We start from the raw sequence: 23456 nt of genomic DNA, 5'->3' as shown, positions 1-23456 counted from the left end.
ACGGCTGAAGACCACCATGGTCTATGTCACCCACGACCAGGTCGAGGCCATGACCCTGGCCGACCGGATCGTGGTGCTGAACGGCGGCGTGGTCGAGCAGGTCGGCAAGCCGATGGAGCTGTACGAACGGCCCCGCAACCTGTTCGTGGCCGAGTTCATCGGCAGCCCGAAGATGAACCTGCTGCCGGCGGAGATGGTGACGGCCTCGGCCGCCGGGGCCACGGTGCGGACCGCCGCGGGCGAGACCGTCAGGGTCGCGGTCGACGGATCCCGCGCCGCGCCGGGAGACGCCGTGACCCTGGGCGTGCGGCCGGAGCATCTGGCCCTGACCGGCGCGGATGACGCCGTCGCGGCCAAGGTGACCTTCGTCGAGACGCTGGGCCACGCCACCTACGCCTATCTCGCGGCCGGGGAGACGCCGCTGACGGTGCTGCTTCCGGGCGATGCGCGGCCGGGCGTCGGCGAGGCGCTGAAGCTGCGCGTGCCGGCGGGACAGGCGCATCTGTTCGACGCCGGGGGCGCGGCCTTCCCGCGCCTCTAGGGCTTCAGGGCCGGCCGCCCGACAAGGTGCAGCCGCCGGCGATGCCGGTCGCCTGGGCGCAGGGCCAGGCCTGGTCGAAATCGCCGTCGGGCCTGAGGCGCAGCATCATGCCGGGCCCGCCGCCGCAGCTCAGTTCATAGTAGCGCGCGCCGGCCGCGACGCCGACGAAGCGGGTCCGGTCCGCCGCGCATTGCGGGCCGCCGGCGGGCAGCCAGGAGGCCACGGTGGCGGCCTGCTCCTGCGGCGTGGTGAACTCGCAGGCCGAGCCCATGGCCGAGACGTCGATGCAGGAGAAGGTCTCGGTGACCCCCGTCTGGTTGACGCGGGTCTGGAGCCACAGGCCGTCGCGGCCGTCGCAGCCGATCTCGTAGCGATCCTCGTCCTCGCCGACCCGGCCGATCCAGGCCGCCTGGTCGACGACGCAGGCCGGATCGACGCGCGCCGCCAGCGGCTGCAGGGCGGCGGCGGCGTCCTTGTTCTCGTCGAGCAGGCACAGGGAGGTCACCGGCCGTGACGGGTCCGCCGCGCGCTGCGCCGCCTCGGTGGCGGCGAGATGCAGGCAGTTGAGGATGGCCGGCCGGTCGGTGGCGACCATCAGATAGCCCGGGCCTTCACGGCAGGCGATCTCGTAGATGTCCTTGCGCTGCCGGGTTTCGCCCGGATTGTGGGCGGCGACGATCTCGCAGGGCGTGCCCGCCGCCGCGAGGATCTCGGCCGTACGCTGCCGCACCAGGCGTTCCGGCGTCGGGCGCCGGCTGCCCTGGGGCCAGTTTCGCAGTTCCGCCGCGCTGAGATAGGGGCCGATCGGCCCCAGATGGTCGCCATCGTGATGGCCTTCCGACATTTCCAGACCGCCGCCGGCGTTGGCGCCGGGTGGCTCGTCCTGGGCCTGCGCCGCGCCGGCAAGGGCGAGGCCGAGGATCACCGCCGCTCCGAGGTCGCGCAGCCGTCGCAGACACCGCATCGCCGCCTCCATCGCATAACGGCGTCATCAGAACACCCGATGCAAAGACCGGTCAAACGGAGTTTCGCCCGGACTTCGTGTTGCATCGCACAACGGCGTGGCCCTAGATGGGGCATGCCCGCTCCGGCCACGCTCGACATCGATCTGAACGCCTTGGCGGCCAACTACCGGACGCTGGAGGCCATCGGCGGCGTGCCCGTTCATCCGGTGGTCAAGGCGGACGCCTACGGCCTCGGCGCGGCGGCCTGCGCCCGGCGCCTGATGGCCGAAGGCGCGCGCACCTTCTTCGTGGCGCGGACCAGCGAAGGAGAGCAGTTGCGGGCCGCTATCGGCGCCGCGGCGGCGATCTATGTGCTGGACGGCTGCCTCGCCGGCCGGGCGGCGCGGCTGCGCGCGGCGGACCTGCGGCCGGTGCTGAACACCGGGGATCAGCTGGCCGAATGGCGAGCGGCCGGCGGCGGGGCCTGCGGGGTGCAGATCGACACCGGCATGAACCGGCTGGGCTTCCGGCCCGAAGCCGCGCCCGAGCCGTTCGAAGGGCTGGATATGGTGCTGAGCCACCTCGCCTGCGCCGACGATCCGACGGAGCCGATGAACGGCCGCCAGAGGGACGCCTTCGCGGCGGCGGCGGCGCGCTATCCGGGGACGGTTCGGTCGTTCGCCAATTCGGGCGGAATCTTCCTCGGGGCCGATTACGGCTTCGACGCGTCGCGGCCGGGCATCTGCCTGTACGGCGGCGGGCCGGAGGGGCGGCCGGACGATCGTATCCGGCCGGTGGCGACCTTCACCGCCGAGGTGCTGCAGGTGCGCGACGTGCCGGCGGGCGAGAGCGTCGGCTATTCCCGGGGCTACGTCGCCAAGACGCCGCGCCGGATCGCGACGGTGGCGGCCGGCTACGCGGACGGCGTGCTGCGCAGCTACAGCCCGGAGGGGCGGGTGTGGGTCGGCGGCGCGCGGCAGCCGATCGTCGGACGGGTGTCGATGGACGTCTGCGCCGTGGACGTGACCGGGCTGGAAGTCGCGGTCGGCGATCCTGTCGAACTGTTCGGGCCGAACCGGATGCTGGACGACGCGGCGGCGGCGGTGGGCACCGTGGCCTGGGAGCTGCTGACCTCGGTCGCCGGGCGCGTTCAGCGGGTCTACACGGGCTAGGCGGCGGCGGCCCGGGAAACCCGGCCCGGCCCGGCCGTCGACTGCGTCTGTTGCATCACCTCATCATCGGAGACGGCGGGCGGCGTGAAATCGACGTCCTGCGCGCGCCAGATCTGGTTCGGTCCGCCGTTCCACTTGAAGGCGATCACCGGATTCTGTTCACCGGTCCCGGACTCGCTGATGTCGACGACCTGAATTCCGAGAGAATCGTTGAGCGCGAACCAGCAGCCATTGACGAAGTCCGCAGTAAAGCCGGGATAGTCCGGGGGGTCGCCGTCGTCGCCGCCGGTGATCGGAATACAGGTCAGGCAGCCGTCCGAGTCGCCCTCCATCGACACGACGCAGCCCGCCTCGTCCGTCCAGATCATGTAGAAGTCGCCTTCGCTGAAATGGGGCTGCCGGCCCGTCTGGAAGACCGTGCGGTCTGGATCGCCGGACGACAGCCGGTGGACGCCGAGACGGGGCCAGCCCGCGCCGTCCGAGGAATCGAAGCAGCCCAGGGCGACATCGGGGTCGAGATAGGAGATCAGCCGGATGCGTCGTCCGCCGGCAAGCTCGGCCGAGGTGGTGAGGTTTCCGTAAGGGTCCATCGTGGGCGTCCCGATTGATCGGCGCCGAAGGGCGTCCGAAACCTAGCTGACCGTCTCGGCCCGCCACTTCTGATTGTCGCCGCCGTTCCAGGCGAAAGGGATGATCGGCGTCCGCTCGGCCGTACCGAAGCGGCTGACATCGACCACGCGGTTCCGGTCGGGGTTGTTGAGCGCGAACCAGCAACCATCGACGAAGTCGACGGTGAACCGCGACGGGGGGCCTTGGCTCATATCCTCAAGCGGAGATTTGTCGTTCGACAGCTGGAAGGAGCCGTCGCCCCACGAGAGCAGGCAGCCGGGGTCGGCGTCCCAGGCGAGGGTGAAGGTGTCGCCTCCGGACGCCTCGGCGCGGAGGACGCTCGAATCGAGACCGCCGGACGACAGGCGCTGGACGCCGATAAGATACTCCAGCGACAAGACCTCGATCTCTCCGATGAATGGGGACCCGCCGCCATGCGGGCGAGAGGCGTGCAGCCCGAAGGCGATGTCCGGATCCATGTAGGAGATCAGCCGGAGCCGCCGACCGTTCGAAAACTCCGAGACGCTGGTGAGATTGCCGTAGGCGTCCATCCCATGCTCCCGGTTCGAACAAGAACACCGTTACGCCAATCTCGGGTCGATTGTAAGCGGATAGTGGCTACGTCATTTCCGGTCGTATCACCTCGGGGCGCCCCTGCCCCGCAGTCGCCGACTCCTGTAAGCCGGACGAATGGCTCGCGACGGTGCAATCTATGTTTGTCAGTCCTGCGGGGCGGTCCACGGCAAGTGGTCCGGCCAGTGCGGCGCGTGCGGGCAGTGGAACTCGATCGTCGAGGAGAGCCGCGCGGCCCCGCCCGGGGCGCTGAAGCCCGCCTCGAACAGCCGCACGCGCGGGGTTCAGTTCGAGACCCTGCAGTCCGACACGCCCGAACCGCCGCGCATCGTCACCGGGGTGACCGAGTTCGACCGGGTCTGCGGCGGCGGGGTGGTGCCGGGCTCGGCCATCCTGCTGAGCGGCGACCCGGGCGTCGGCAAGTCGACCCTGCTGCTGGACGTGGCCGGGCGGGCGGCGATGTCGGGGCGGCGGGTGGCCTATATCTCGGGCGAGGAGGCGGTCGAGCAGATCCGGGCCCGGGCGAAGCGGATGGGGCTGGCGGGAGCGCCGGTCGAACTGGCCTCGGCCACCGCGCTGCGGGACATCCTCGGCACGCTGAAGCGCGAGAAGTTCGACATCGTCATCGTCGATTCCATCCAGACTCTATGGTCGGACGCGCACGAGGCGGGCCCCGGCTCGGTGACCCAGGTGCGGGCCTGCGCCGGCGAGATGGTTCGGCTGGCCAAGTCGCAGGGCGTGGCGGTGGTGCTGGTCGGCCACGTGACCAAGGACGGTCAGGTGGCCGGTCCCCGTGTGGTCGAGCACATGGTCGACGCCGTGCTGAGCTTCGAGGGCGAGCGGGGCTATCCGTTCCGCATCCTGCGCGCCGGCAAGAACCGTTTCGGGGCGACCGACGAGATCGGCGTGTTCGAGATGGGTGACAGCGGCCTGCGCGAAGTCAGCAATCCGTCGGCCCTGTTCCTCGGCGAGGGCAAGGACCGGGCCCCCGGCGCGGCGGTGTTCGCGGGCATCGAGGGGTCGCGGCCGGTGCTGGTCGAGGTGCAGGCGCTGGTGTCCAAGTCGGCCTATGGCACCCCGCGCCGGGCCGTGGTCGGCTGGGACACAGGCCGGCTGGCCATGGTGCTGGCGGTGCTGGAGGCGCGCTGCGGCTTCGGTTTCGGCGACCAGGACGTCTATCTGAACGTGGCCGGCGGGCTGCGCATCAACGAGCCGGCCGCCGATCTGGCGGCGGCTGCGGCGGTGGTCAGCTCGGCGACCGACATGCCCCTGCCGCAGGGCTGCGTGGTGTTCGGCGAGATCAGCCTGTCGGGCGAGATCCGCGCCGTCGGCCGGGCCGAGGCGCGACTGCGGGAGGCGCAGAAGCTGGGCTTCGACCAGGCGCTGTCACCGCCGCTGACGGTCAAGGACAAGGGGGTGAGGACGACCTCCGTGAGCCGGCTGACCGAAGCGGTCGAACGAATCTCGCAAAACCGCTACTGAGGACGGAACGTCCTCCCTTCGAGCGCCAATGACCGGTTTCGACGTCATCGCCATCCTGGTCATCCTCGCCTCGGCCGCCGCGGGCTGGGTGCGCGGCGGCACGCGCGAGATCATCACCCTGCTGAGCTTCATCCTGGCCGCCTTCCTGGCGCTGGTGGCCCTGCCCGTGACGGCGCCGATCGGGCGCGGCCTGGTCGATCCTGACTGGGCCGGGACCATTCTGGCGGCCGTCGCCTCATTCCTGCTGATCTATTTCGGCGTGCGCATCTTCGGTTCGGCCCTGTCGAAGCGGGCGCAGGCCCATCCGCAGCTGGGCGGCGTCGACCGTTTCATCGGCGTCTTCGTCGGGGCGGGGCGCGCCCTGGTGCTGCTGGGGGCCATCCACCTGGTCATCGTCGCCGCCATGCCGGGCGAAAAGACGCCGCGCTGGCTGAGCGAGGCGGCGCTGCGCCCCCTCACCGCCGGCGCCGCGCGGGCGATCCAGATCATCCTTCCCGGCATCGGACGGGGCGCCGACGCCCTGACGCCGGTCGTCACTTCGTCCGTGAGCAAAGGTTTTAAGGACGATCAAGCCTTGCCCCCGACAAAATCACAGCCTACCTCCCCGCGCGCCGCCCCCTAGTCGCGTAACCCGGTCATCGGAGCCCCGACGATGCCCCATTCCATCGCCGAACCCGTCGTTCACCGCGAGCATTGGCGCGACGCCGATGACGACCAGCTGCGCCTCGAGTGCGGCGTCTGCGGCGTCTGGGGCGCCGAGGCGAACGCCGGCGCCTCGATCGTGGCCCTCGGCCTGCACGCCCTGCAGCACCGGGGCCAGGAAGCCTGCGGCATCGCCAGCGTGCACGAGGCGCGGTTCCACACCGAGCGACACATGGGACTGGTCGGCGAGGCCTTCGGGGGAGCGGACCTGTCGGAGCGGATGCCGGGCTCGGCCGCCATCGGCCACACGCGCTATTCGACCTCGGGCGGATCGTTCCTGCGCAACATCCAGCCGATGTTCGCCGATCTGGACTCGGGCGGCATCGCCATCGCCCACAACGGCAACCTGACCAACTTCCTGTACCTGCGGAACCAGCTGGTCGGCGAAGGGGCGATCTTCCAGTCGACGTCGGACTCGGAGGTCATCCTCCACCTGATCGCGCGCAGCCGGAAGGCCAAGATCGTCGACCGCTTCATCGACGCCATCGGCCGGATCGAGGGCGGCTACGCCCTGGTCTGCCAGACCCGGTCCAAGATGATCGGCGCCCGCGACCCGCTGGGCATCCGCCCGCTGGTGCTGGGCCGGCTGGGCGACGCCTGGGTGCTGGCCTCGGAGACCTGCGCCCTGGACACCATCGGCGCGACGTTCGAGCGCGACGTCGAGCACGGCGAGGTCGTGGTCATCGACAAGGATGGCCTGCAGTCGCTCAAGCCGTTCCCGACCCGGGCGGCCCGCCCCTGCCTGTTCGAATACGTCTACTTCTCGCGCCCCGACAGCATCGTGAACGGCAAGTCGGTCTATGAAGTGCGCAAGCGTATGGGCCGGCGGCTGGCGCGCGAGCACGCCGTCGAGGCCGACGTGGTCGTGCCGGTGCCGGACTCCGGCGTGCCGGCGGCGCTGGGCTACGCCCAGGAGAGCGGCATCCCCTACGAGATGGGCATCATCCGCAGCCACTATCTGGGCCGCACCTTCATCCAGCCGAGCCAGGGCGCCCGGCAGAAGGGCGTGCGCATGAAGCACAGCCCGAACCGGTCGGTGATCGAGGGCAAGCGGGTCGTGCTGATCGACGATTCGATCGTGCGCGGCACCACCTCCGTGAAGCTTGTGCGGGCGGTGCGCGCCGCCGGGGCCAGGGAGGTGCACCTGCGCTCGGCCTCCCCGCCGATCCTGTGGCCGGACTTCTACGGCATCGACATGCCGGAGCGGGACCAGTTGATCGCCGCCAACAAGACGCTGGAGGAGATGCGGGCGCATCTGGAGGTCGACTCGCTGGGCTTCCTGTCGGTCGACGGCCTGTACGACGCCATGGAGGCCGGGCCGCGCGATCCGCGAAATCCGCAGTTCACCGACCACTATTTCACCGGCGAATACCCGACCCGGCTGCTGGACCGCGAGATCGAGGAAGGCGGCCGCGAGGTCGCGGCGCGGCAACTTTCGCTGCTGGTCAGCGCTTAAGGCGCATGATCCAGCTCGGCTACTTCACCATCGACACGGCGGACATCGACAAGGCGCGGGCCTTTTATTCCGCCCTGTTCGGCTGGACCTTCGACGAGGCCCAGTCGCACCCCACCTACGCCCATGTCGCCGGGGCGCAGCCCCCCTTCGGCTTCGTCAAGGTCGAGCGGCCGAAGAACAACGAGCACCTGTATTTCCGCGTCGAGGACGTCGACGCCCTGTGCGAACGGATCGTGGACCTGGGGGGCAAGGCCGCGGTGCCGTCCGACAGCAAGTCGGGGCGGACGGCCGTGGTCTCGGACGACCAGGGCGTCAGCTTCAGCCTGTGGCAACCGGCGCCGGGGTTCTGAGCCGGTTTCGCTTTCGGCGGGCGCAGCGGCGCGCTATCAGGCCGCCATGTCAGACCTCCCCCTGAAAGACCGCATCGCCCTCGTCGTCGGGGCCTCGCGCGGCATCGGCTATGAGACCGCCCTGGCGCTGGCGAAGGCCGGCGCCCACGTCATCGCCACGGCGCGGACGCAGGGCGGGCTGGAGGAGCTGGACGACGCCATCTTCGCCGCCACCGGCAAACACGCGACGCTGATCCCGTTCGATCTGGTCGACGGCGGGGCGATCGACCGGCTGGGCGGGGCGATCTTCGAGCGCTTCGGACGGCTGGACATCTGGGTGCAGGCGGCGGCGACCATGGGCGCCGAGGGCCTGACGCCGGTCAGCCACGCCGACCCGCGCGGCTTCGCCAAGGTCGAGAAGACCAATTTCACCGCGGTGTACCGCCTGATCCGTTCGCTGGAGCCGCTGCTGAAGGCGTCGAAGGCCGGGCGGGTGATACATGTGACGACCAGCGTGGCCAGCGCGCCCAAGGCCTTCTGGGGCGCCTATGCGGCCACCAAGGCCGGGGCCGAGGCGCTGATGAAATGCTGGGCCGACGAGATCGAGTCGATGCCGGTCCGAGTGTCGATCGTCGATCCGGGCCGGATGCGCACCCAGTTGCGGGCTCAAGCCTATCCGGGCGAGGACCCGGAGACGGTGACGCCGCCCTCGGCCATCGGCCCGCTGATGGTCGAACTCGCGCGCGGCGACCTGGAGCCGCCTCTGGAGGTGAGCTTCAGGGAGTGGAGCGAGGGGCCGGGCGTGGCGGCGCTGATCTAGTAAATCCGGCCGGGATCCCAGCCGGTCAGGGCCAGCAGATGAAGGCCCAGGCCCCGTTCAAGGCCTCCTTTCGGCGACTGCCGGCTGCGGAATCGATAGCCGTGCTGCGGATCGGCCGCCTCGATGAGCCACAGGGAGCCGTCGACACAGCATCGACAGCCGCTGGCGGGGGCGTTGAACAGGCCCACGTCGTCAATCGCCTTCTGCAGGGCCGTCGCTTCAGCGGCGCTCAACTGACGGACGATCGACTGATTCCTGTCGATACCCTCCGAGGGCCGAAACCCAAGACCGCCCGGGCGACGCCGCGCCGTCATTATCGACCGGCCGTCCGCAGTTGTGTCGACGCGGACGACAATCGGGTCGTGGAAGCTTCGTATCCAGGTCAAGCGAATCGAAGGCGGTGCGGAGGACGGCCGCCGGTACAACGAGGGCTCGCCGAAGGCGGACAACTCGTCTGACAGCCACACGTCCTCAAACTCGTCCAGGACCTGTTGCTCGTTGATGTCGCCCAAGTCCGAGACACAGACGGCTGACGCGGTTTGCAGACTGGCGGGGAAGTAGTCGGTGCGCTGGCCGCTGTACCAGCCCGCAAACATCGCGAACGCGAGGGTCAGGAGCGTCAGAACCATCGCCATTCCGCGCGTCACGATACCCCCTTTCGCCGCCGCCCTACTTCTTCGGCGCGTGCTTCTGTCCCGTGCGGACGCGGCCCGAGCGCGACACCTGCCTCGCCCCGCCGCGCGCGCCCTTCTGGACCGCCACCGACGAGCCGGCCTTCTTGTTGGCGCTGGCCTTCAGACCGGACAGCGGCTTGGTCTTGCCCTTGCCGGCCTTCTTCTGCTCCAGCGCCTTGCCGGGCAGGTTGGAGAGGCGGTCCTCGCGCTCGGCCTTCTTGATGACACGGCGCGGGGCCGTCTTGGCGTCGCCCTTGTAGCGCTCCGGCCCGGACTTGGCGCCGCCCGGCGCATAGGGGTTCTCGCTGCCCGACTTGACGATCAGGCGGATCGGCGTGCCGGGCAGGTCGAAGGACTCGCGCAGATTGTTGATCAGATAGCGCTTGTACTGCTCGGGCATGGCTTCGGCGCGGCTGGCCATGAGCACGAAGGTCGGTGGCCGGGCCTTGGTCTGGGCCATGTATTTCGGCTTGATCCGCTTGCCGTCGACGGCGGGCGGCGGGTGCCTCTGGGTGGCGAGCGCCAGCCAGGTGTTGAGATCCTTGGTCTTGACCTTGACCGACCAGGTGGCGTGGGCCTGAAGCACGGCGGGCATCAGCCGCTCGACGCCGCGGCCGCTGTGCGAGGACAGGGCGACGAAGGGCGAGCCCTTGAGCTGGGGCAGCTTGTCCTCGGCCATCTGCTGGAGTTTGGCGAGGCGGGACTGGGGCTCGGTCTCGAGGTCCCATTTGGCGGCGACATAGACGAGCGCCCGGCCCTCGCGCTCGACCAGGTCGGCCAGCTGCAGGTCCTGGGTGTCGAAGGCGTCGTCCTTGTCCATGACCAGCACGACCACCTCGGCGAAGGTGATGGCGCGGATGGTGTCGGCGACCGACAGCTTCTCCAGCTTCTCCTGCACCCGGGCCTTGCGCCGCATGCCGGCGGTGTCGACCAGCCGTATGTTGTGGCCCTCGTACCGCCAGTCGACCGAGATGGAGTCGCGGGTGATGCCGGCCTCGGGGCCGGTCAGCATGCGGTCCTCGCCGATCAGACGGTTGATCAGGGTCGATTTGCCGGCGTTGGGCCGGCCGATGATGGCGATGCGGATCGGCTTGTCGGGTTCGTCGACCTCCTCGACGAAGATGTCGGCGCTGGCGGTGACGATGGCCGCGTAGAGGTCGGCCATGCCCTCGCCGTGCTCGGCCGAGATGGCCACCGGCTCGCCGAAGCCCAGCGCATAGGCCTCACCGATGCCGCCGCCGCTCTCGCGGCTCTCGGACTTGTTGGCCAGCAGGATGACCGGCTTGTGCTGGTGGCGCAGGCGCTCGGCGAAGATGCGGTCCAGCGCCGTGACTCCCTCGCGGGCGTCCATCATGAACAGGATCAGGTCGGCGTCGTCGATGGCCGCCTCGGTCTGCTCGCGCATCCGGGCCTCGAGACTTTCGTCGGTGACGTCCTCGTAGCCGGCGGTGTCGATCAGGGTCAGGTCGATGTCGCCGATATTGCCATCGGCGTAGCGCCGGTCACGGGTCACGCCGGGGCGGTCGTCGACCAGCGCGAGGCGCTTGCCGACGAGGCGGTTGAACAATGTCGACTTGCCCACGTTGGGGCGGCCGACGATGGCGACTTTGAGAGCCATGTCGGCCTTCTAACGCAGTTCGGGAGCTATGGGGTCAGCGAATGCTGACCAGCTGGCCCCGGTCGGTGAGCACATAGAGGGCGCCGTTGTAGGCGGCCGGAGCGATGAAGGCGGGGCCGCCGAGGCGGACCGAGGCGGTCTGGAGACCGGTCTTGGGATCGAAGGCCACGAGTTCGCCGTCGGAATTGACCAGCACCAGCCGGTTCGAGGCCAGCAGCGGGCCCGACCAGACCGGCCGCACCGTACGGTCGAACAGGCCGAAGAAGCCGCCCTCCTGACGGGTGCGCCCCTCGTTGAGGTCGCGGGTCCAGTAGACCTGTCCGGTCTCGCGGTTGACCACGGTCAGCTCGCCCGCCTTCGACACGACGTAGACCACGTCGCCGACCGGCAGGGGCGCGTTGACGCCGGCGACCGGCAGCTGCCACTTGGGCTGGCCGGTGCGGACGTCGATGGCCGACATCACGCCGGAATGGCCGACAGCGTAGACGACGCCGCGGCTGACCACGGGACGGCCGGCGATATCGCGGATTTCAGACAGGGCGCTGGTGCGGCTGGTGCGCGACAGCACCTGCTGCCAGACCGGCTGGCCCGTCGCGGCGCGCAGGGCCACGAGTTCGCCGGAGGAGAACGGCGCGATGACGGTGTCCCCGGTCACCGCCGGGCTCGACGCGCGCATGATGCGGGCCGGCTCGGGAATGCCGCGGTAGGCCCAGACCTGCTGGCCGGTGTTCACGTCGAAGGCGAAGATCTGGTTCTCGACGTCGACCACATAGACCCGGGCGCCGGACACGGTGGGGGCGCCGTGGATCGGCACGTCGACGGGGCTGGTCCACAGGATCGCGCCGGTGGCCTGATCGACCGCGCTGACGGTGCGGTAGCCGGAGGCGATGAAGACCTTGCCGCCGCCGACCGCGACGCCGCCGCCGAACCCGCCGCCCGTCGAGCTGCCGCCGAACGGGTTGAGGTTGAACATGCTGCGCCGGAATTCCTTCTCGTCCGGCTTGACGCTGACCTTCCAGGCCACCGAGCCGCTGGAGGAGTCCACGGCGGTGACCCCGGCCTCGCCGTCCAGCACGAAGATGCGGCCGTTGTCGGCCACGACCGGCGCCATGACCTGGCGGGTGTCCGACGAGCCCGCGCCGATATCCCGACGCCAGGCGACGGCGAAGTCGGGGGCGGCCGTGACGTGCTCGACGGCGTTCTCGGGGTTGCCGCCGGGCTGGGTCCAGGCCAGGGCCGGCTGCGGTCCCGGCAGGAAGAAGTCCCGGCCCGACAGGGCGGCCGACGGTGCGAGCTGCTGTTCGAACTCAAGCACCGAAATGCGCTGGCCTTCGGTTGCGGTGGCCTGGGGCTCGTCGGGGCCGCCGAGGCCGAACGGCAGGACTTTGCGGACGGTGCCGCAGGAGGCAACGGTGACGGCGAGGCCGCACAGCAGGGCGACTTTGAGCACGCGGTTCATGGCGGACGTCCTGAAAGCGGGGTTCACGGGCGGACCGGGGCGGCCGGAGCGGCCGGAGCGGATTGGCCCGGTTGCGGCCGGGCCGGGCCGGCGGCGCTGGCGGCGGAGGCCTCCAGCTCGGCCATGGCGGCGATGATCCCCGCAAGGTTGGGCGCAGTGCCGGAATCGATGGCGGCGATCGTCAGGTCGGCGCGCTGGGCGAGCTCGCGCGGGGTGTCGAGGCTGTTCTTGAGCACCACGAGCGTCTGACGGGCCTCGGCGATCTTGCCGTGCTGCAGCTGGGCCATGGCCAGGGCGTCGCGGGCGAAGGCGCGCAGCGGCCGGTCGTCTTCCATCAGGGGTTCCAGCCGGCCCTGGACGTCTTCGAGACTGGCGGTGTCCATCAGCAGCAGAACGGCCTTCAGACGGGCTCCGTCGGCCAGCAGCGGATCGCGAGCGGCGCCGGCGGCCTCGTCAAACAGGGCGACGGCGTCGGGGATGCGGTTGGCCTGCACCGCGATGCCCGCGCGATGCTGCAGCGCCAGGGCCTTATAGGCGGCGTTGCCTTCATCCGCGGCCTGCTTGAAGGCGGCCTCGGCCCCGACCGGGTTGTTCGATTCGAGGGCCTCGAGACCGCGCTGATAGGCGATCGAGGCCTTGTCGGCCTTCGAGGTCTCCATCTTCTGCCAGCCCCACCACGCCAGGGCGGCGATCAGGGCGACCAGAAGCACGCCGCCGACAACCGGCAGCCAGGTGCGGGCCAGCCGCTTGTATCGATCGGAGCGAAGCTCCTCCTCGACCTGATCGAAGACATCAACCACGGTAGCGTCGCCCCAAAAGTCGCAGAAAATCCAACCGGCCGGACCCTAGAGGCTCGCATCAGCCGCCGCAACGCGGCCGTTACGGCGAAACCGGCTTTTTCGAGAAGTAGGTCTCGACTTCGGCAGGAAAACGGCGGGCCTTGACGTCCGCGGCATAGGCGGCGACGGCCCGGTCGATGCCGGTGCGCAGGTCGGCGTAGCGGCGGACGAATTTCGGGGTCCAGTCGAACAGGCCGAGCATGTCGGGGGTCACGAGGATCTGGCCATCGCAGGCGGCGGAGGCGCCGATGCCGATGGTCGGCTTGTCCACGGCCGCGGTGATGTCGCGGGCGAGGCCTTCGGCCACGCCCTCGATGACGATGGCGAAAGCTCCGGCGTCGGCGGTGGCCTCGGCTTCGGACATGACCCGCAGACGCTCCTCGTCGGTGCGCCCCCTGGCCTTGAACGCTCCGTCGGTGAGCACCGCCTGGGGGCGCAGGCCGACGTGGCCCATGACCGGGATGCCGCGCTGGACCAAGTAGGCGATGGTCTCGGCGACGGTCGGGCCGCTTTCCAGCTTCACGCCCTGGGCGCCGGTCTCCTTCATGACGCGGGCGCAGTTCTCGTAGGCCTGCTCCTTGCCGCCTTCGTAGGAGCCGAACGGCATGTCGATGACGACCATGGCCCGCTTCGAGCCGCGCATCACCGCCTGCCCGTGCAGGATCATCATCTCGAGGGTGACGCCGACGGTGTTTGGCATGCCGTGAACGACCATGCCGACGCTGTCGCCGACCAGCAGCAGGTCGCAGTGTTCGTCCAGCAGGGCGGCGGTGGGGGCGTCGTAGGCGGTCAGGCAGACGATCGGCTCGCCGCCCTTGCGGGCGCGGATGTCCGGAGCGGCGATGCGGCGGACTGCTTCCTGCTTCTGGCTGGACATCGGGCGGGCCTCCTGTTCGGAGCCCCTTAGATAGGGCCGGCGGGCCCGCCCGTCATCCCTGATCGCGCGGACCGGGGATGACGGGAGCGGATCAGACCTCCTGCGACAGTTTCATCACCCCGGCCGCGGCGAGGGCGATCAGGGCCCCGGCGGCGATCCAGAACAGCTGCATCCCGCCCATGGAGCCGAGTTCCAGATTGGCCAGGCCGACCTGTTCGAGACCCGACTGGATCGCGCCCTGCACGTTCAGCGAGGCGGACTGGATGCCCTGGCCGAGGGCGTCGCCGGCCACGACGCCGTCGCCGGCTCCCAGGTCGATGTCGACGGTCATGGTCTCGCGGACCGCCACGGCGCCGCCGATCAGGCCGGCCAGCGACAGGGAGAGGAAGCGGATGCGGGAGCCCTTCTGCAGCCGCTGCTCGACCCGGGCGGTGAACAGGGGCGCGTCGGACATGACGGGCGTGCGCGCGAACAGACGCTCCACGAAGGGATCGAACTCGTCAGCCGACATGCTGCGTTCTCCCCAAGGGCTGAGCGGGTTCCGGCTGGAGCCGCGCGCGGAGTTTATCCAGACCACGTTTGACATGAGACTTCACCGTGCCGAGTGGCAAATTCAGGGCGGAGGCGATCTCGGGGTGCGCCATGCCCGCTCCGTGACAAAGAGAGACGCAGAGCCGTTCCGGTTCGCTGAGCGCCTTGAGGGCTTCGTCGAGGTCCATCAGACCCGCCTGATCGGCGGCGGGCGCGACCTCTTCCTGTTCGACTTCAGCGATGTAGCGGGCTTCCTTGGCGACCCGCTTGATGTAGAGCCGCGCCGCGATCCGCTTGACCCAGGCCGCGAACGTGCCTTCGCCCCGGAACTCTCCGCATCGCTGGAACGCCTGGATGAAGGCGTCCTGGGCGATGTCGTCGGCGAGCGAGGGCTGGGCCCCCATCCGCCGAAGAAGCGCGCGCACCGCCGAACCGTGACGGCGCACGAGTTCTCCGAACTCCCGCCGTCCGCCCGCCGCCGCGAGGGCGGCGAGCTCGACGTCGTGCCGGTCGACCAAGGCCTGGGTCATGGATATGTCCCCCTGTCGTCCCGACCCCTACTCCTTGTTCGGGTTGAAGAAGCTGAGGACGATGAAGGCCAGGCCGATGGTGACCGGGATGGCGGCGACGCCCAGCAGGCCGTTGCCGATCTGGTCCAGGTCGTGGTCGTCCCAGCCGAGATCGCTGAGGAAGCCGAAGGCGGCGATGCCGACGCCGACGGCCAGCCAGATGACGCCGCGGCGCAGGTCGCGGGTCCGGGAGGGCAGCTTGCTGGCCACGTCCCGGGTCATGGCGTCGATGAGGTCGGGCGGGAGCTGCTGGCCCTTGTCGATGGCGTGGCGGACCGTGGTCTGAATCTCGCGGCGTTCGCGCGATTTCAGGTAGCTCGGGCCGAAGATGATGGCGGTGATCGCGCTGAAGACGATGGCGACGATCAGGATGGGCGTCATGTCCATGTGGGTATCCCCTCTTTCTCGAAACCGGAGCGTGATGCTTCGGCCTTCTGACGACAAGAGGCGCCGGGGGCGGCGTGCGGATGCGGGGCGGCAGGTGAAACTTTCGTAAGGCGGCTCGACTCCCCGGCGGAAGGCGGCGAGGCTGGACCTGCGTACGTTCGCGTACGCGCTCGCGGCAACCGCCCGGCCCCGGTCACGTTGCCTTGTCGGCGCCCGATATCGCCTCGCCCGGACTGCTGGAGAACGCTGATGGTCCAGATCACCTATCGCATCGTCGAACATGACGGAGGCTGGGCCTACCGGCTGGGCGACACCTTCTCCGAGACCTATCCTGATCACGACTCGGCGCGAGCCGCGGCGGCGGCGGCGGCCCGGGAGCAGAAGGTGCCCGACGAGGACGCTCTGATCGAATACGCCGATGCATCGGGACGCTGGATCACCGAACGCGCTGACGGCCACGACCGGCCGGAGACCGAGGTCGAGGGCTGAACCCGCGCGGATTTGCGCTATGATCTCCCGTCAAGCCGAGGAGGTCGCCGCCGTGAACCGTTTCTGGATCGCCCTCGCCGCCCCGGTGGCGGCCTGCAGCCTGGGCGCCTGCGCCCTGCCCGCCCCCGCCAGGGCGCAGGAGGTGCGCTACTTCGATGTGCCGCCCGGCGGCCGGGCCCATGACGTCGCCGTCACGGCCGACGGCAAGGAAGTCTGGTGGACCGTCCAGCGCGGGGGCGCCCACGGCATTCTCGATCCTGAAACCGGAGAGACGACGATCGTCCCTCTGGGCGAAGGCTCGGCGCCGCACGGCGTGATCGTCGGCCCGGACGGCAACGCCTGGATCACGGACGGCGGCCAGAACGCCATCGTCCGCGTCGACCGCCGGACGCGGGAGGTCAAGGTCTGGCCGCTGCCGGAGCAGTCCGGCCCGATCAATATGAACACGGCCGCCTTCGACGGGCGCGGCCGCATCTGGTTCACGGGTCAGACCGGCTTCTATGGACGGCTGGATCCGGCGACCGACGACATGAAGGTGTGGCAGGCGCCGCGGGGCCGGGGCCCCTACGGCGTTACGGCGACGCCCTCGGGCGACATCTGGTACGCCTCGCTGGCCGGCAACCACATCGCGAAGGTCGATCTCGACAGCGGCGCGGCCACCATCGTCGAGCCGCCGACGCCGAACCAAGGCGCGCGGCGCATCTGGTCGGACAGCCAGGGGCGGCTGTGGGTCAGCGAGTGGAACAGCGGCAACGTCAGCGTCCACGACCCGCGCGACGGCTCGTGGCGGCAGTGGAAACTGCCGGGCGAGGCGCCGAAGACCTATTCGGTCTATGTCGACGAGACGGACAAGGTCTGGCTCACCGACTTCGCCGCCAACGCCATCGTCCGGTTCGACCCGGTGAGCGAGACCTTCGAGAGCTTTCCCAGCGACCGGCCTGGCGCGAACGTGCGCCAGATGCTGGGCCGGCCGGGCGAGGTCTGGGGCGCGGAATCGGGAACGGACCGGCTGGTCGTCATCCGGTACGGCGACTGACGGGTGCTGGCCCTGCTGCTTCTGATGCTGGCCACACCACCGGGCCAGGCATCCCCGGATCCGGGCGCGCGGGCCTTCCAGCGCTGCGCCGCCTGCCACTCGCTGTGGAACGACGACCGGAGCCCGGGCCCCGGCCTGCGGGGTGTGGTCGGTCGCGGCGCAGGCGCCGTGGAGGGGTTCGCCTATTCGGACGCGATGCGGGCGGCCGGGCGTCGCGGGCTGGTCTGGGACGAGGCCACGCTGGAGCGGTTCCTGGCCGACCCCGAGGCGGTCGTCCCCGGCACGACCATGCCCTATCAGGGCGGGAGCGCCGCCGAACGCACGGCGCTGATCGCCTGGCTGCGCCAGCGGCGCTGACCGGCGACCGGCCGCAACGCCTTGTGATCGGCCAAGGGTAGGCGCGGCGCGGCCCGGCGGTTAGTCCTGCGTCGTCTTCCAGTTGGAACCGGTTACATGCGTCACTCGCCCCTGCCCGCCCCGACCCGTCGCACGCTTCTGGCCGGGGGTGCGCTGGCGGCGGGGATGATGATGGCCCCGCGCATCGCGGCGGCGCAGGCCGCGGCGAACCTGCAGCGGGTCGACGCCCTGATCGCCCGCATGACGATCGAGGAGAAGGCCGGCCAGCTGACGCTGCAGAACGATCCGTTCCGCTGGCGGCCCGAGGGCGTCAATCCCGGCGACACGCTGGACGCCGACCAGAGCCAGACCGCCGCCGAAATCCGCGCCGGCCGGATCGGGGCCCTGTTCAACGGCGTCGGCGCGGCGTCGACGCGACTGGTGCAGGAGATGGCGGTGCGGGACAGCCGGCTGGGCATCCCGCTGCTGTTCGCCGCCGACATCATCCACGGCCTGCGCACGACCTTCCCCGTGCCGCTCGGCGAGGCGGCCAGCTGGGACCCCGACCTGGCCATGCGCACGGCCCGGGCGGCGGCGGTCGAGGGCGGGGCCGCAGGCGTGCACCAGACCTATGCGCCAATGGTCGACATCGGCCGCGACCAGCGCTGGGGCCGGGTCGTCGAGGGCGCAGGCGAGGATGTGCTGCTGGGCAATCTGTTCGCGGCGGCCCGGACGAAAGGCTTCCAGGGCGAGGACCTGAAGGCGTGGTCCTCGCTGCTGGCCTGTCCCAAACATTTCGCGGCCTACGGCGCCGCCGAGTCCGGCCTCGACTACAATTCCACCGACATGAGCGAACTGGCGCTGCGCTCGATCTATCTGCCGCCGTTCAAGGCCGCCTTCGACGCCGGCGCCCTGTCCACCATGAGCGCCTTCAACGACCTGAACGGGGTGCCGACCAGCGGCAACAGGTGGCTGCTGACCGACATCCTGCGCGGCGAATGGGGCTTCGCGGGCTTCGTGGTGTCCGACTACACCTCGGAAGCGGAGCTGATCGCCCACGGTTTCGCCGCCGACGGGCGCGACGCGGCGCGCATCGCCCTGATGGCCGGGGTCGACATGTCGATGAAGAGCGGTCTCTACATCAAGCACATCCCGGAGCTGGTGCAGTCGGGCGACGTGCCGGTCGCGCGGGTGGACGAGGCCGTCCGCCGGGTGCTGATGACCAAGATGGCGCTGGGCCTGTTCGAGAACCCCTATCGGGGCGCCGACGTTCGCATCGAGCGGCGGGTGACCGGCAGTCGCGAGCATCTGGCGCTGGCGCGCGAGGCCGGGCGCAAGTCGATCGTGCTGCTGAAGAACGAGGGGGGCCTGCTGCCGCTGCCGAAGAGCGGCAGGCGCATCGCCCTGATCGGGCCGTTCGGGGCCGACAGGACCGATCTGTTCGGACCGTGGTCGATCTTCAGGGACGAGACTCTGGCCGTGTCGCTGGAACAGGGCCTGCGCGCGGCGCTGGCCGACGGGACGTCGCTGACGGTGGTCAAGGGGTCCGATGTCGAGGCCCCGCTGGAGGGCGGGATCGAGGCCGCGGTGATCGCCGCCGGACAGGCCGACGTGGTGCTGCTGGCCATCGGCGAGAGCCAGAACATGTCGGCGGAGTCGCAGTCGCGCGTCGACATCGGCATCCCCGAGCCCCAGCTGGCCCTGGCCGAGGCGGTGGCGGCGACGGGCAAGCCGGTCGTCGTGCTGCTGCGCCATGGCCGGGCCATGGAGCTGACGGGGGCGGTCAAGGCGGCCCCGGCCATTCTCGCGACCTGGTTCCTCGGCTCCGAGACCGGCCACGCCGTCGCCGACGTGCTGTTCGGCGACCACGCCCCGACCGGCCGGCTGCCGGTCAGCTTCCCGCATTTCTCGGGCCAGTCGCCGTTCCATTATGCGCACAAGACCACCGGCCGCCCGGCCACGGCCCGCGGCGAGGGCTTCAAGGCGCAGTTCCGCGAGACCTCGAACACCGCCCTCTACCCGTTCGGCCACGGCCTGACCTATGCGCCGGTGCGGTATTCGGCCGTGCGGCTGTCGGCCCCGACGATGGCCTGGAACGGCGACCTCACGGCCTCGGTGACCCTGAGCAACGGCGGCTCGCGCGAGGCGTCGGAGGTGGTCCAGCTCTATATCCGCGACCGCGCGGCCTCGATCACCCAGCCGGGACGTCTGCTCAAGGGCTTCCGCCGTGTGACCGTGCCGGCGGGCGGTTCGCTCGAGGTCAGCCTGCCGCTGAGATTCGCCGATCTGCTGTTCCTCGGCCAGGACCTGCGGCCGACTGTCGAACCGGGCCTGTTCGACGTCTGGCTCAGCCCGGACGCCCAATCGGGCGAAGCGGTCCAGTTCACCCTGACGCGCTGATCAGGCGACGGCCGCGGCGTAGAGGTCCGGCTTGAAGCCGACCAGGGTGCGGTCGCCGAGGTCCAGCACCGGGCGCTTGATCATTGACGGCTGGGCCAGCATCAGGCGGATCGCCTTGTCGGCGGTCAGGTCCGCCTTGTCCGCGTCGGGCAGGGCGCGGAAGGTCGTGCCGGACCGGTTCAGCACCGTCTCCCAGCCGTGGGTCTCGACCCACTGTTCGAGACGCGGGCGGTCGATGCCCGCCTTCCTGTAGTCGTGAAAAGCGTAGGCGATGCCGTGCTGGTCCAGCCACAGGCGGGCTTTCCTGACCGTGTCGCAGTTGGGGATGCCGAACATCGTCAGCGGCATGAGCGCTCCTTTCATTTCAGACCGCAGGCCTCTCTCACAGTTCGGCGCCGACGTCAGCCGCCACGCATCGCGTCCGCCACGATCTCGTCGAATACGTCGAGGTCCAGGTCCCTCACGGACCTGAAACTGATGCAATATCCGGTGATCCGGGCCTTCCCGAGCCGCGCCCCGTACGACTTTGAGAGATGGGTCTTGTCCTTGAGACCCATGACGTAGACGGACACCCCGGACGTATTGGCGCTGAGGCCGATCTTGTAGAAGGGTCTCGAACCACCGTCGGCGTAGCGGAGCGTCTCCGACCCGTATCCGATGTTCGGATTGGACACGACCTTGCCGTCGTCGTTCCTGCCGTCGAGGAACCAGATCCTGGCGTCGGGCGAAATCTCGAGAATGCGCCGGTGCAGCAGCCGCAATTCCTCGGTCTTCGCCGGCGCCTGACCGGAAATGTATCGCTCGATCTGCTCGTCCACGTTCACAGCCATTTCCTCCTGCGGCCCGCCGTCGTCCCCTGAAAAGCCTTCCAGCAGCCCTTGCATTTAACTTGTTAGTTTAATACAAGGTCAGCGGCAACTTCAAAAGGAGACCGCCATGTCCGCCCTCCCCCCGCGCCAGAAGGTCATTCCCTGCCTGTGGTTCGACAAACAGGCCGAGGAAGCCGTGAACTTCTATGTCTCGCTGCTTCCGGACTCGCGGGTCGACGCCGTGATCCGCTCGCCGGGCGATTATCCCAGCGGCAAGGCCGGCGACGTCCTGCTGGTCGAGTTCACCCTCGCGGGCGCCCGCTACACCGCCCTGAACGGCGGCCCTATGTTCAAATTCAACGAGGCCGTCTCGCTGCAGATCGACTGCGAGGACCAGGCCGAAGTCGACCGCCTGACCAACGCCCTGTCCGCCGTACCCGAAGCCGAGCAGTGCGGCTGGGTCAAGGACCGCTACGGCCTGTCGTGGCAGATCGTGCCCTATGCGATGAATCGTCTGCTCGCGGACCCGGACGAGGGCGTCCGCAAGCGCGTGTTCGACGCCATGATGGAGATGAAGCGGCTGAACATCGCCGAACTGGAACGCGCGGCCCGGGGCTAGTCGTCGTCGGTCTCGGCGGCGCCGATGGCGACGGGCGTCGGCCCGCCCGCCAGGGCCCGATCCAGTGCGTCACGGTCGAGCCCCCTCTCCCACTTCGCCACGACGATGGTGGCGACGGCGTTGCCGATGAAGTTGGTCAGGGCGCGGCACTCGCTCATGAAGCGGTCGACGCCGAGGATCAGCGTCATGCCCGCGACCGGCACCGACGGGACGACGGCCAGCGTCGCCGCCAGGGTGATGAAGCCCGCGCCGGTGACGCCCGCGGCGCCCTTGGAACTGAGCATGGCCACGGCCAGCAGCAGCAGCTGATCGCCCAGGGACAGGTCGACGCCGCAGGCCTGGGCGATGAACAGGGCCGCCAGCGTCATGTAGATGTTGGTGCCGTCGAGGTTGAAGGAATATCCGGTCGGCACCACCAGTCCGACCACCGACCGGTCGCAGCCGGCACGGCCCATCTTCTCGATCAGGCTGGGCAGGGCCGCCTCAGACGAGGAGGTGCCGAGCACCAGCAGCAGCTCCTCCTTCAGGTAGCGGACCAGCCTGAAGATCGAGAAGCCGTTGGCGCGGGCGATCGCGCCCAGCACCACGACCACGAACAGGGCGGAGGTAACGTAGAAGGTCGCCACCAGGGCGGCGAGGTTGATCACGGAATCTATGCCGTAACGGCCGATGGTGAAGGCGAAGGCGCCGAAGGCCCCGACCGGCGCCGCCTTCATCAGGATGGCGACCAGTTTGAAGAAGGCCTCGGAGACGCTCTCGAGCACGGTCATGACCGGCTGGGCCCGCTCGCCGATCACCGCCAGCGAGACGCCGAACAGGATGGCGAAGAACAGCACCTGCAGGATCTCTCCGCCGGCGAAGGCGCCGACCACGGTCTCGGGGATGATGTTCATCAGGAAGGCGACGATGTCGGTGTCGTGCGCCTTCTGCACGTAGTCGCCCACCGCCGCCGGATCGAGGGTGGCCGGGTCGGCGTTCATGCCGTCTCCGGGCCGCACGAGATTGGCCACGATCAGGCCGATGATCAGGGCGAGGGTCGAGACCGTCAGGAAATAGGCGAAGGCCTTGCCCACCACCTTGCCCAGTTTCCCGAGGTCGCGCAGGTGGGCGATGCCAGTCGCCACGGTCAGGAAGATCACCGGCGCGATGATCATCTTCACCAGCCGGATGAAGGCGTCGCCCAACGGTTTCAGGCTTTCGCCGAAGGCGGGCCAGAAATGACCGATCAGGGCGCCAAGGGCGATGGCGAACAGCACCTGGAAATAGAGGTGCGTCCACAAAGGCCGTTTCGCCCGCGGCGGCGGCGGCGGCTCCACCGGATCGGGGACCGAGACGCCGGGGGCAGCCTTGACAGGCCTCGGCGCGGGCTTGGCGCCGCGCGGCGATCTGGGCGTGCTGGCCATCGGTTTCCCTCGTCACCCGCGGGTGATTCCCCGGCCGCCAGCCTAGAGCCTTGTGGCGCGCCTTCCCACTGGCCGCGCCTCAGGGTCAGGCGGGCCGCCGGGAGGGTCTGCGGGGCGGGCCGGGGCGCCCGGTCCGGACCCACGCTAGCGGAAGGCCTGGCCGGGGCGCAGGCCGAGACGCCGGAAGGCGATCGCCGGGCAAAAGCCCGTGACCGATGCCTGGGCCAGATTCGCGCCGGCGAACACGGTCAGCCAGATCCAGGCCGGATGCACCCAGTGGGCCAGGGCGAGACTGGTCAGCACCACGAAGGCGGCGAACAGCATGACGGCTTTGTCCAAGTTCATGGACGGCTCTCCGGGACAGATGGGGACGGGGTGACGCGACGCAGCTTGTGGGCGCCGATCAGGTCGAGGGCCAGCTTCTCGTAAAGCGGTTCGGCCTGACCCTTGCGGACCTTGTGCAGGAAGTAGCCTTCGAAGGCGACCTTGGCCGCATGCACCCAGCGGCCGCTGGCCGACCAGTTTATGTTGCGCGGCGGGATCTGCGGCTGGGCCATGAAGGCCACGCCGCCGTCGCCGAAATCGGCCAGGCAGATGGCGTTCCAGGTGGCCTCGTTCGTCGGTTCGTCGCCGTCGAGAATCTGCTTCAGATTGGCCGAGATGGCCGAGACCATGCTCTCGATCATGAAGCCGGTCTTGGGCACGCCGACCGGCACCGGCGTGGGTCCCGTCGGCGGAATGGCGATGCAGACGCCGAGGGCGAAGATGTCCGGCCATGTCGG

At 69.7% G+C, this 23456-nt stretch carries 27 protein-coding genes and 1 pseudogene; 12 read left to right on the top strand and 16 right to left on the bottom strand.

Features of this window, described 5'->3' with window-relative positions; translation table 11 throughout:
* Positions 1-541: ABC transporter ATP-binding protein (locus VGD32_RS13260; RefSeq protein ID WP_331032352.1), on the top strand; the 541-nt coding region annotated here is incomplete at its 5' end.
* Positions 542-545: 4 nt separating this feature from the next.
* Here the strand turns inward: VGD32_RS13260 and VGD32_RS13255 are convergent.
* A complete protein-coding gene (locus VGD32_RS13255; RefSeq protein ID WP_331032351.1) occupies positions 546-1505 on the bottom strand; it encodes a hypothetical protein in 960 nt (319 codons plus the stop codon).
* A gap of 114 nt (positions 1506-1619) precedes the next feature.
* Here VGD32_RS13255 and alr point away from each other — a divergent pair, with 114 nt between their 5' ends.
* A complete protein-coding gene (alr, locus tag VGD32_RS13250) occupies positions 1620-2657 on the top strand; it encodes an alanine racemase (protein WP_331032350.1) in 1038 nt (345 codons plus the stop codon).
* Here the strand turns inward: alr and VGD32_RS13245 are convergent.
* Positions 2654-3247, bottom strand: coding sequence for a hypothetical protein (locus VGD32_RS13245; protein ID WP_331032349.1), 594 nt, complete (start codon positions 3245-3247; stop codon positions 2654-2656). The genes alr and VGD32_RS13245 overlap by 4 nt on opposite strands.
* 42 nt (positions 3248-3289) lie before the next feature.
* On the bottom strand, positions 3290-3817 hold the full coding sequence (locus VGD32_RS13240) for a hypothetical protein (RefSeq protein WP_331032348.1): 528 nt from the start codon (positions 3815-3817) through the stop codon (positions 3290-3292).
* 139 nt (positions 3818-3956) lie between these two features.
* Here VGD32_RS13240 and radA point away from each other — a divergent pair, with 139 nt between their 5' ends.
* From radA to VGD32_RS13215, 5 genes are read left to right on the top strand one after another with little or no spacing between them, the layout of a single operon-like run.
* On the top strand, positions 3957-5321 hold the full coding sequence (gene radA, locus VGD32_RS13235) for a DNA repair protein RadA (RefSeq protein WP_331032347.1): 1365 nt from the start codon (positions 3957-3959) through the stop codon (positions 5319-5321).
* Between the two features lie 28 nt (positions 5322-5349).
* The gene (locus VGD32_RS13230; protein ID WP_331032346.1) at positions 5350-5943 is read left to right on the top strand and encodes a CvpA family protein; all 594 of its coding nucleotides are present in this window, start codon (positions 5350-5352) and stop codon (positions 5941-5943) included.
* A 30-nt stretch (positions 5944-5973) separates the two neighbouring features.
* Positions 5974-7479, top strand: a complete 1506-nt coding sequence (purF, locus tag VGD32_RS13225) for an amidophosphoribosyltransferase (RefSeq protein WP_331032345.1) — start codon at positions 5974-5976, stop codon at positions 7477-7479.
* A gap of 5 nt (positions 7480-7484) precedes the next feature.
* On the top strand, positions 7485-7829 hold the full coding sequence (locus tag VGD32_RS13220; RefSeq protein WP_331032344.1) for a VOC family protein: 345 nt from the start codon (positions 7485-7487) through the stop codon (positions 7827-7829).
* A 46-nt stretch (positions 7830-7875) separates the two neighbouring features.
* On the top strand, positions 7876-8628 hold the full coding sequence (locus VGD32_RS13215; RefSeq protein ID WP_331032343.1) for an SDR family NAD(P)-dependent oxidoreductase: 753 nt from the start codon (positions 7876-7878) through the stop codon (positions 8626-8628).
* Here the strand turns inward: VGD32_RS13215 and VGD32_RS13210 are convergent.
* The 8 genes from VGD32_RS13210 to VGD32_RS13175 all read right to left on the bottom strand — a co-directional run bounded on the left by VGD32_RS13210 (position 8625) and on the right by VGD32_RS13175 (position 15582).
* Complete coding sequence (locus VGD32_RS13210; protein WP_331032342.1) at positions 8625-9263, bottom strand: hypothetical protein; 639 nt, start codon at positions 9261-9263, stop codon at positions 8625-8627. The genes VGD32_RS13215 and VGD32_RS13210 overlap by 4 nt on opposite strands.
* A 34-nt stretch (positions 9264-9297) precedes the next feature.
* Entirely contained in the window at positions 9298-10920 is a 1623-nt protein-coding gene (gene der, locus VGD32_RS13205) for a ribosome biogenesis GTPase Der (protein WP_331032341.1), read from the bottom strand.
* 34 nt (positions 10921-10954) lie between these two features.
* The gene (locus VGD32_RS13200; RefSeq protein WP_331032340.1) at positions 10955-12379 is read right to left on the bottom strand and encodes a PQQ-like beta-propeller repeat protein; all 1425 of its coding nucleotides are present in this window, start codon (positions 12377-12379) and stop codon (positions 10955-10957) included.
* A 23-nt stretch (positions 12380-12402) separates the two neighbouring features.
* Positions 12403-13179, bottom strand: a complete 777-nt coding sequence (locus tag VGD32_RS13195) for a tetratricopeptide repeat protein (RefSeq protein ID WP_331032339.1) — start codon at positions 13177-13179, stop codon at positions 12403-12405.
* Positions 13180-13258: 79 nt separating this feature from the next.
* A complete protein-coding gene (gene panB / locus VGD32_RS13190; protein ID WP_331032338.1) occupies positions 13259-14095 on the bottom strand; it encodes a 3-methyl-2-oxobutanoate hydroxymethyltransferase in 837 nt (278 codons plus the stop codon).
* Between the two features lie 91 nt (positions 14096-14186).
* The gene (locus VGD32_RS13185) at positions 14187-14606 is read right to left on the bottom strand and encodes a hypothetical protein (RefSeq protein ID WP_331032337.1); all 420 of its coding nucleotides are present in this window, start codon (positions 14604-14606) and stop codon (positions 14187-14189) included.
* A complete protein-coding gene (locus VGD32_RS13180; protein WP_331032336.1) occupies positions 14596-15156 on the bottom strand; it encodes an RNA polymerase sigma factor in 561 nt (186 codons plus the stop codon). The genes VGD32_RS13185 and VGD32_RS13180 overlap by 11 nt, the downstream gene beginning before the upstream one ends.
* A gap of 27 nt (positions 15157-15183) precedes the next feature.
* Positions 15184-15582 (bottom strand): DUF6249 domain-containing protein, encoded by a 399-nt coding sequence (locus tag VGD32_RS13175; RefSeq protein ID WP_331032335.1) that lies wholly within the window; start codon positions 15580-15582, stop codon positions 15184-15186.
* Between the two features lie 249 nt (positions 15583-15831).
* Between VGD32_RS13175 and VGD32_RS13170 the strand changes: the two genes are divergently transcribed.
* The 4 genes from VGD32_RS13170 (at position 15832) to bglX (ending at position 19843) form a co-directional block, all read left to right on the top strand.
* Entirely contained in the window at positions 15832-16071 is a 240-nt protein-coding gene (locus tag VGD32_RS13170) for a hypothetical protein (RefSeq protein ID WP_259551133.1), read from the top strand.
* Between the two features lie 19 nt (positions 16072-16090).
* A complete protein-coding gene (locus VGD32_RS13165) occupies positions 16091-17107 on the top strand; it encodes a virginiamycin B lyase family protein (protein ID WP_331032334.1) in 1017 nt (338 codons plus the stop codon).
* Between the two features lie 3 nt (positions 17108-17110).
* On the top strand, positions 17111-17464 hold the full coding sequence (locus VGD32_RS13160) for a c-type cytochrome (protein WP_331032333.1): 354 nt from the start codon (positions 17111-17113) through the stop codon (positions 17462-17464).
* A 96-nt stretch (positions 17465-17560) separates the two neighbouring features.
* Positions 17561-19843, top strand: coding sequence for a beta-glucosidase BglX (gene bglX, locus VGD32_RS13155; protein ID WP_331032332.1), 2283 nt, complete (start codon positions 17561-17563; stop codon positions 19841-19843).
* Here bglX and VGD32_RS13150 read toward each other — a convergent pair whose 3' ends face one another.
* Together VGD32_RS13150 and VGD32_RS13145 are read right to left on the bottom strand one after the other, a co-directional pair.
* Positions 19844-20191, bottom strand: coding sequence for an ArsC family reductase (locus VGD32_RS13150; protein WP_331032331.1), 348 nt, complete (start codon positions 20189-20191; stop codon positions 19844-19846).
* A gap of 53 nt (positions 20192-20244) precedes the next feature.
* Positions 20245-20727: a DUF1801 domain-containing protein gene (locus VGD32_RS13145; RefSeq protein WP_331032330.1), complete on the bottom strand. Its 483-nt coding sequence runs from the start codon at positions 20725-20727 to the stop codon at positions 20245-20247.
* Positions 20728-20779: 52 nt separating this feature from the next.
* On the opposite strand from VGD32_RS13145, the gene VGD32_RS13140 reads away from it, so the two are divergent.
* Complete coding sequence (locus VGD32_RS13140; RefSeq protein WP_331032329.1) at positions 20780-21271, top strand: VOC family protein; 492 nt, start codon at positions 20780-20782, stop codon at positions 21269-21271.
* Here VGD32_RS13140 and VGD32_RS13135 read toward each other — a convergent pair.
* The 3 genes and pseudogenes from VGD32_RS13135 to VGD32_RS13125 form a co-directional block, all read right to left on the bottom strand.
* Positions 21268-22551 (bottom strand): dicarboxylate/amino acid:cation symporter, encoded by a 1284-nt coding sequence (locus tag VGD32_RS13135; protein WP_331032328.1) that lies wholly within the window; start codon positions 22549-22551, stop codon positions 21268-21270. The genes VGD32_RS13140 and VGD32_RS13135 overlap by 4 nt on opposite strands.
* A 267-nt stretch (positions 22552-22818) precedes the next feature.
* The gene (locus VGD32_RS13130; RefSeq protein WP_331032327.1) at positions 22819-23019 is read right to left on the bottom strand and encodes a DUF2892 domain-containing protein; all 201 of its coding nucleotides are present in this window, start codon (positions 23017-23019) and stop codon (positions 22819-22821) included.
* A pseudogene (locus VGD32_RS13125) lies at positions 23016-23456 on the bottom strand (NAD(P)/FAD-dependent oxidoreductase); the annotation flags it as partial. The gene VGD32_RS13130 and the pseudogene VGD32_RS13125, both read right to left, overlap by 4 nt.

Source organism: Brevundimonas sp., assembly GCF_036402095.1.
GTDB lineage: Bacteria > Pseudomonadota > Alphaproteobacteria > Caulobacterales > Caulobacteraceae > Brevundimonas.
The sequence above is the reverse complement of the archived record's forward strand: the minus strand, read 5'-3'. Positions and strand labels throughout refer to the sequence as shown.

What these genes read in the sequence shown, in the direction of transcription:
- VGD32_RS13255 (WP_331032351.1), bottom strand. Translation starts at nt 1,505, where the DNA reads ATGCGGTGTCTGCGACGGCTGCGCGACCTCGGAGCGGCGGTGATCCTC.
- alr (WP_331032350.1), top strand. Translation starts at nt 1,620, where the DNA reads ATGCCCGCTCCGGCCACGCTCGACATCGATCTGAACGCCTTGGCGGCC.
- VGD32_RS13245 (WP_331032349.1), bottom strand. Translation starts at nt 3,247, where the DNA reads ATGGACCCTTACGGAAACCTCACCACCTCGGCCGAGCTTGCCGGCGGA.
- VGD32_RS13240 (WP_331032348.1), bottom strand. Translation starts at nt 3,817, where the DNA reads ATGGACGCCTACGGCAATCTCACCAGCGTCTCGGAGTTTTCGAACGGT.
- radA (WP_331032347.1), top strand. Translation starts at nt 3,957, where the DNA reads ATGGCTCGCGACGGTGCAATCTATGTTTGTCAGTCCTGCGGGGCGGTC.
- VGD32_RS13230 (WP_331032346.1), top strand. Translation starts at nt 5,350, where the DNA reads ATGACCGGTTTCGACGTCATCGCCATCCTGGTCATCCTCGCCTCGGCC.
- purF (WP_331032345.1), top strand. Translation starts at nt 5,974, where the DNA reads ATGCCCCATTCCATCGCCGAACCCGTCGTTCACCGCGAGCATTGGCGC.
- VGD32_RS13220 (WP_331032344.1), top strand. Translation starts at nt 7,485, where the DNA reads ATGATCCAGCTCGGCTACTTCACCATCGACACGGCGGACATCGACAAG.
- VGD32_RS13215 (WP_331032343.1), top strand. Translation starts at nt 7,876, where the DNA reads ATGTCAGACCTCCCCCTGAAAGACCGCATCGCCCTCGTCGTCGGGGCC.
- VGD32_RS13210 (WP_331032342.1), bottom strand. Translation starts at nt 9,263, where the DNA reads ATGGCGATGGTTCTGACGCTCCTGACCCTCGCGTTCGCGATGTTTGCG.
- der (WP_331032341.1), bottom strand. Translation starts at nt 10,920, where the DNA reads ATGGCTCTCAAAGTCGCCATCGTCGGCCGCCCCAACGTGGGCAAGTCG.
- VGD32_RS13200 (WP_331032340.1), bottom strand. Translation starts at nt 12,379, where the DNA reads ATGAACCGCGTGCTCAAAGTCGCCCTGCTGTGCGGCCTCGCCGTCACC.
- panB (WP_331032338.1), bottom strand. Translation starts at nt 14,095, where the DNA reads ATGTCCAGCCAGAAGCAGGAAGCAGTCCGCCGCATCGCCGCTCCGGAC.
- VGD32_RS13185 (WP_331032337.1), bottom strand. Translation starts at nt 14,606, where the DNA reads ATGTCGGCTGACGAGTTCGATCCCTTCGTGGAGCGTCTGTTCGCGCGC.
- VGD32_RS13180 (WP_331032336.1), bottom strand. Translation starts at nt 15,156, where the DNA reads ATGACCCAGGCCTTGGTCGACCGGCACGACGTCGAGCTCGCCGCCCTC.
- VGD32_RS13175 (WP_331032335.1), bottom strand. Translation starts at nt 15,582, where the DNA reads ATGGACATGACGCCCATCCTGATCGTCGCCATCGTCTTCAGCGCGATC.
- VGD32_RS13170 (WP_259551133.1), top strand. Translation starts at nt 15,832, where the DNA reads ATGGTCCAGATCACCTATCGCATCGTCGAACATGACGGAGGCTGGGCC.
- VGD32_RS13165 (WP_331032334.1), top strand. Translation starts at nt 16,091, where the DNA reads ATGATCTCCCGTCAAGCCGAGGAGGTCGCCGCCGTGAACCGTTTCTGG.
- bglX (WP_331032332.1), top strand. Translation starts at nt 17,561, where the DNA reads ATGCGTCACTCGCCCCTGCCCGCCCCGACCCGTCGCACGCTTCTGGCC.
- VGD32_RS13150 (WP_331032331.1), bottom strand. Translation starts at nt 20,191, where the DNA reads ATGCCGCTGACGATGTTCGGCATCCCCAACTGCGACACGGTCAGGAAA.
- VGD32_RS13145 (WP_331032330.1), bottom strand. Translation starts at nt 20,727, where the DNA reads ATGCAAGGGCTGCTGGAAGGCTTTTCAGGGGACGACGGCGGGCCGCAG.
- VGD32_RS13140 (WP_331032329.1), top strand. Translation starts at nt 20,780, where the DNA reads ATGTCCGCCCTCCCCCCGCGCCAGAAGGTCATTCCCTGCCTGTGGTTC.
- VGD32_RS13130 (WP_331032327.1), bottom strand. Translation starts at nt 23,019, where the DNA reads ATGAACTTGGACAAAGCCGTCATGCTGTTCGCCGCCTTCGTGGTGCTG.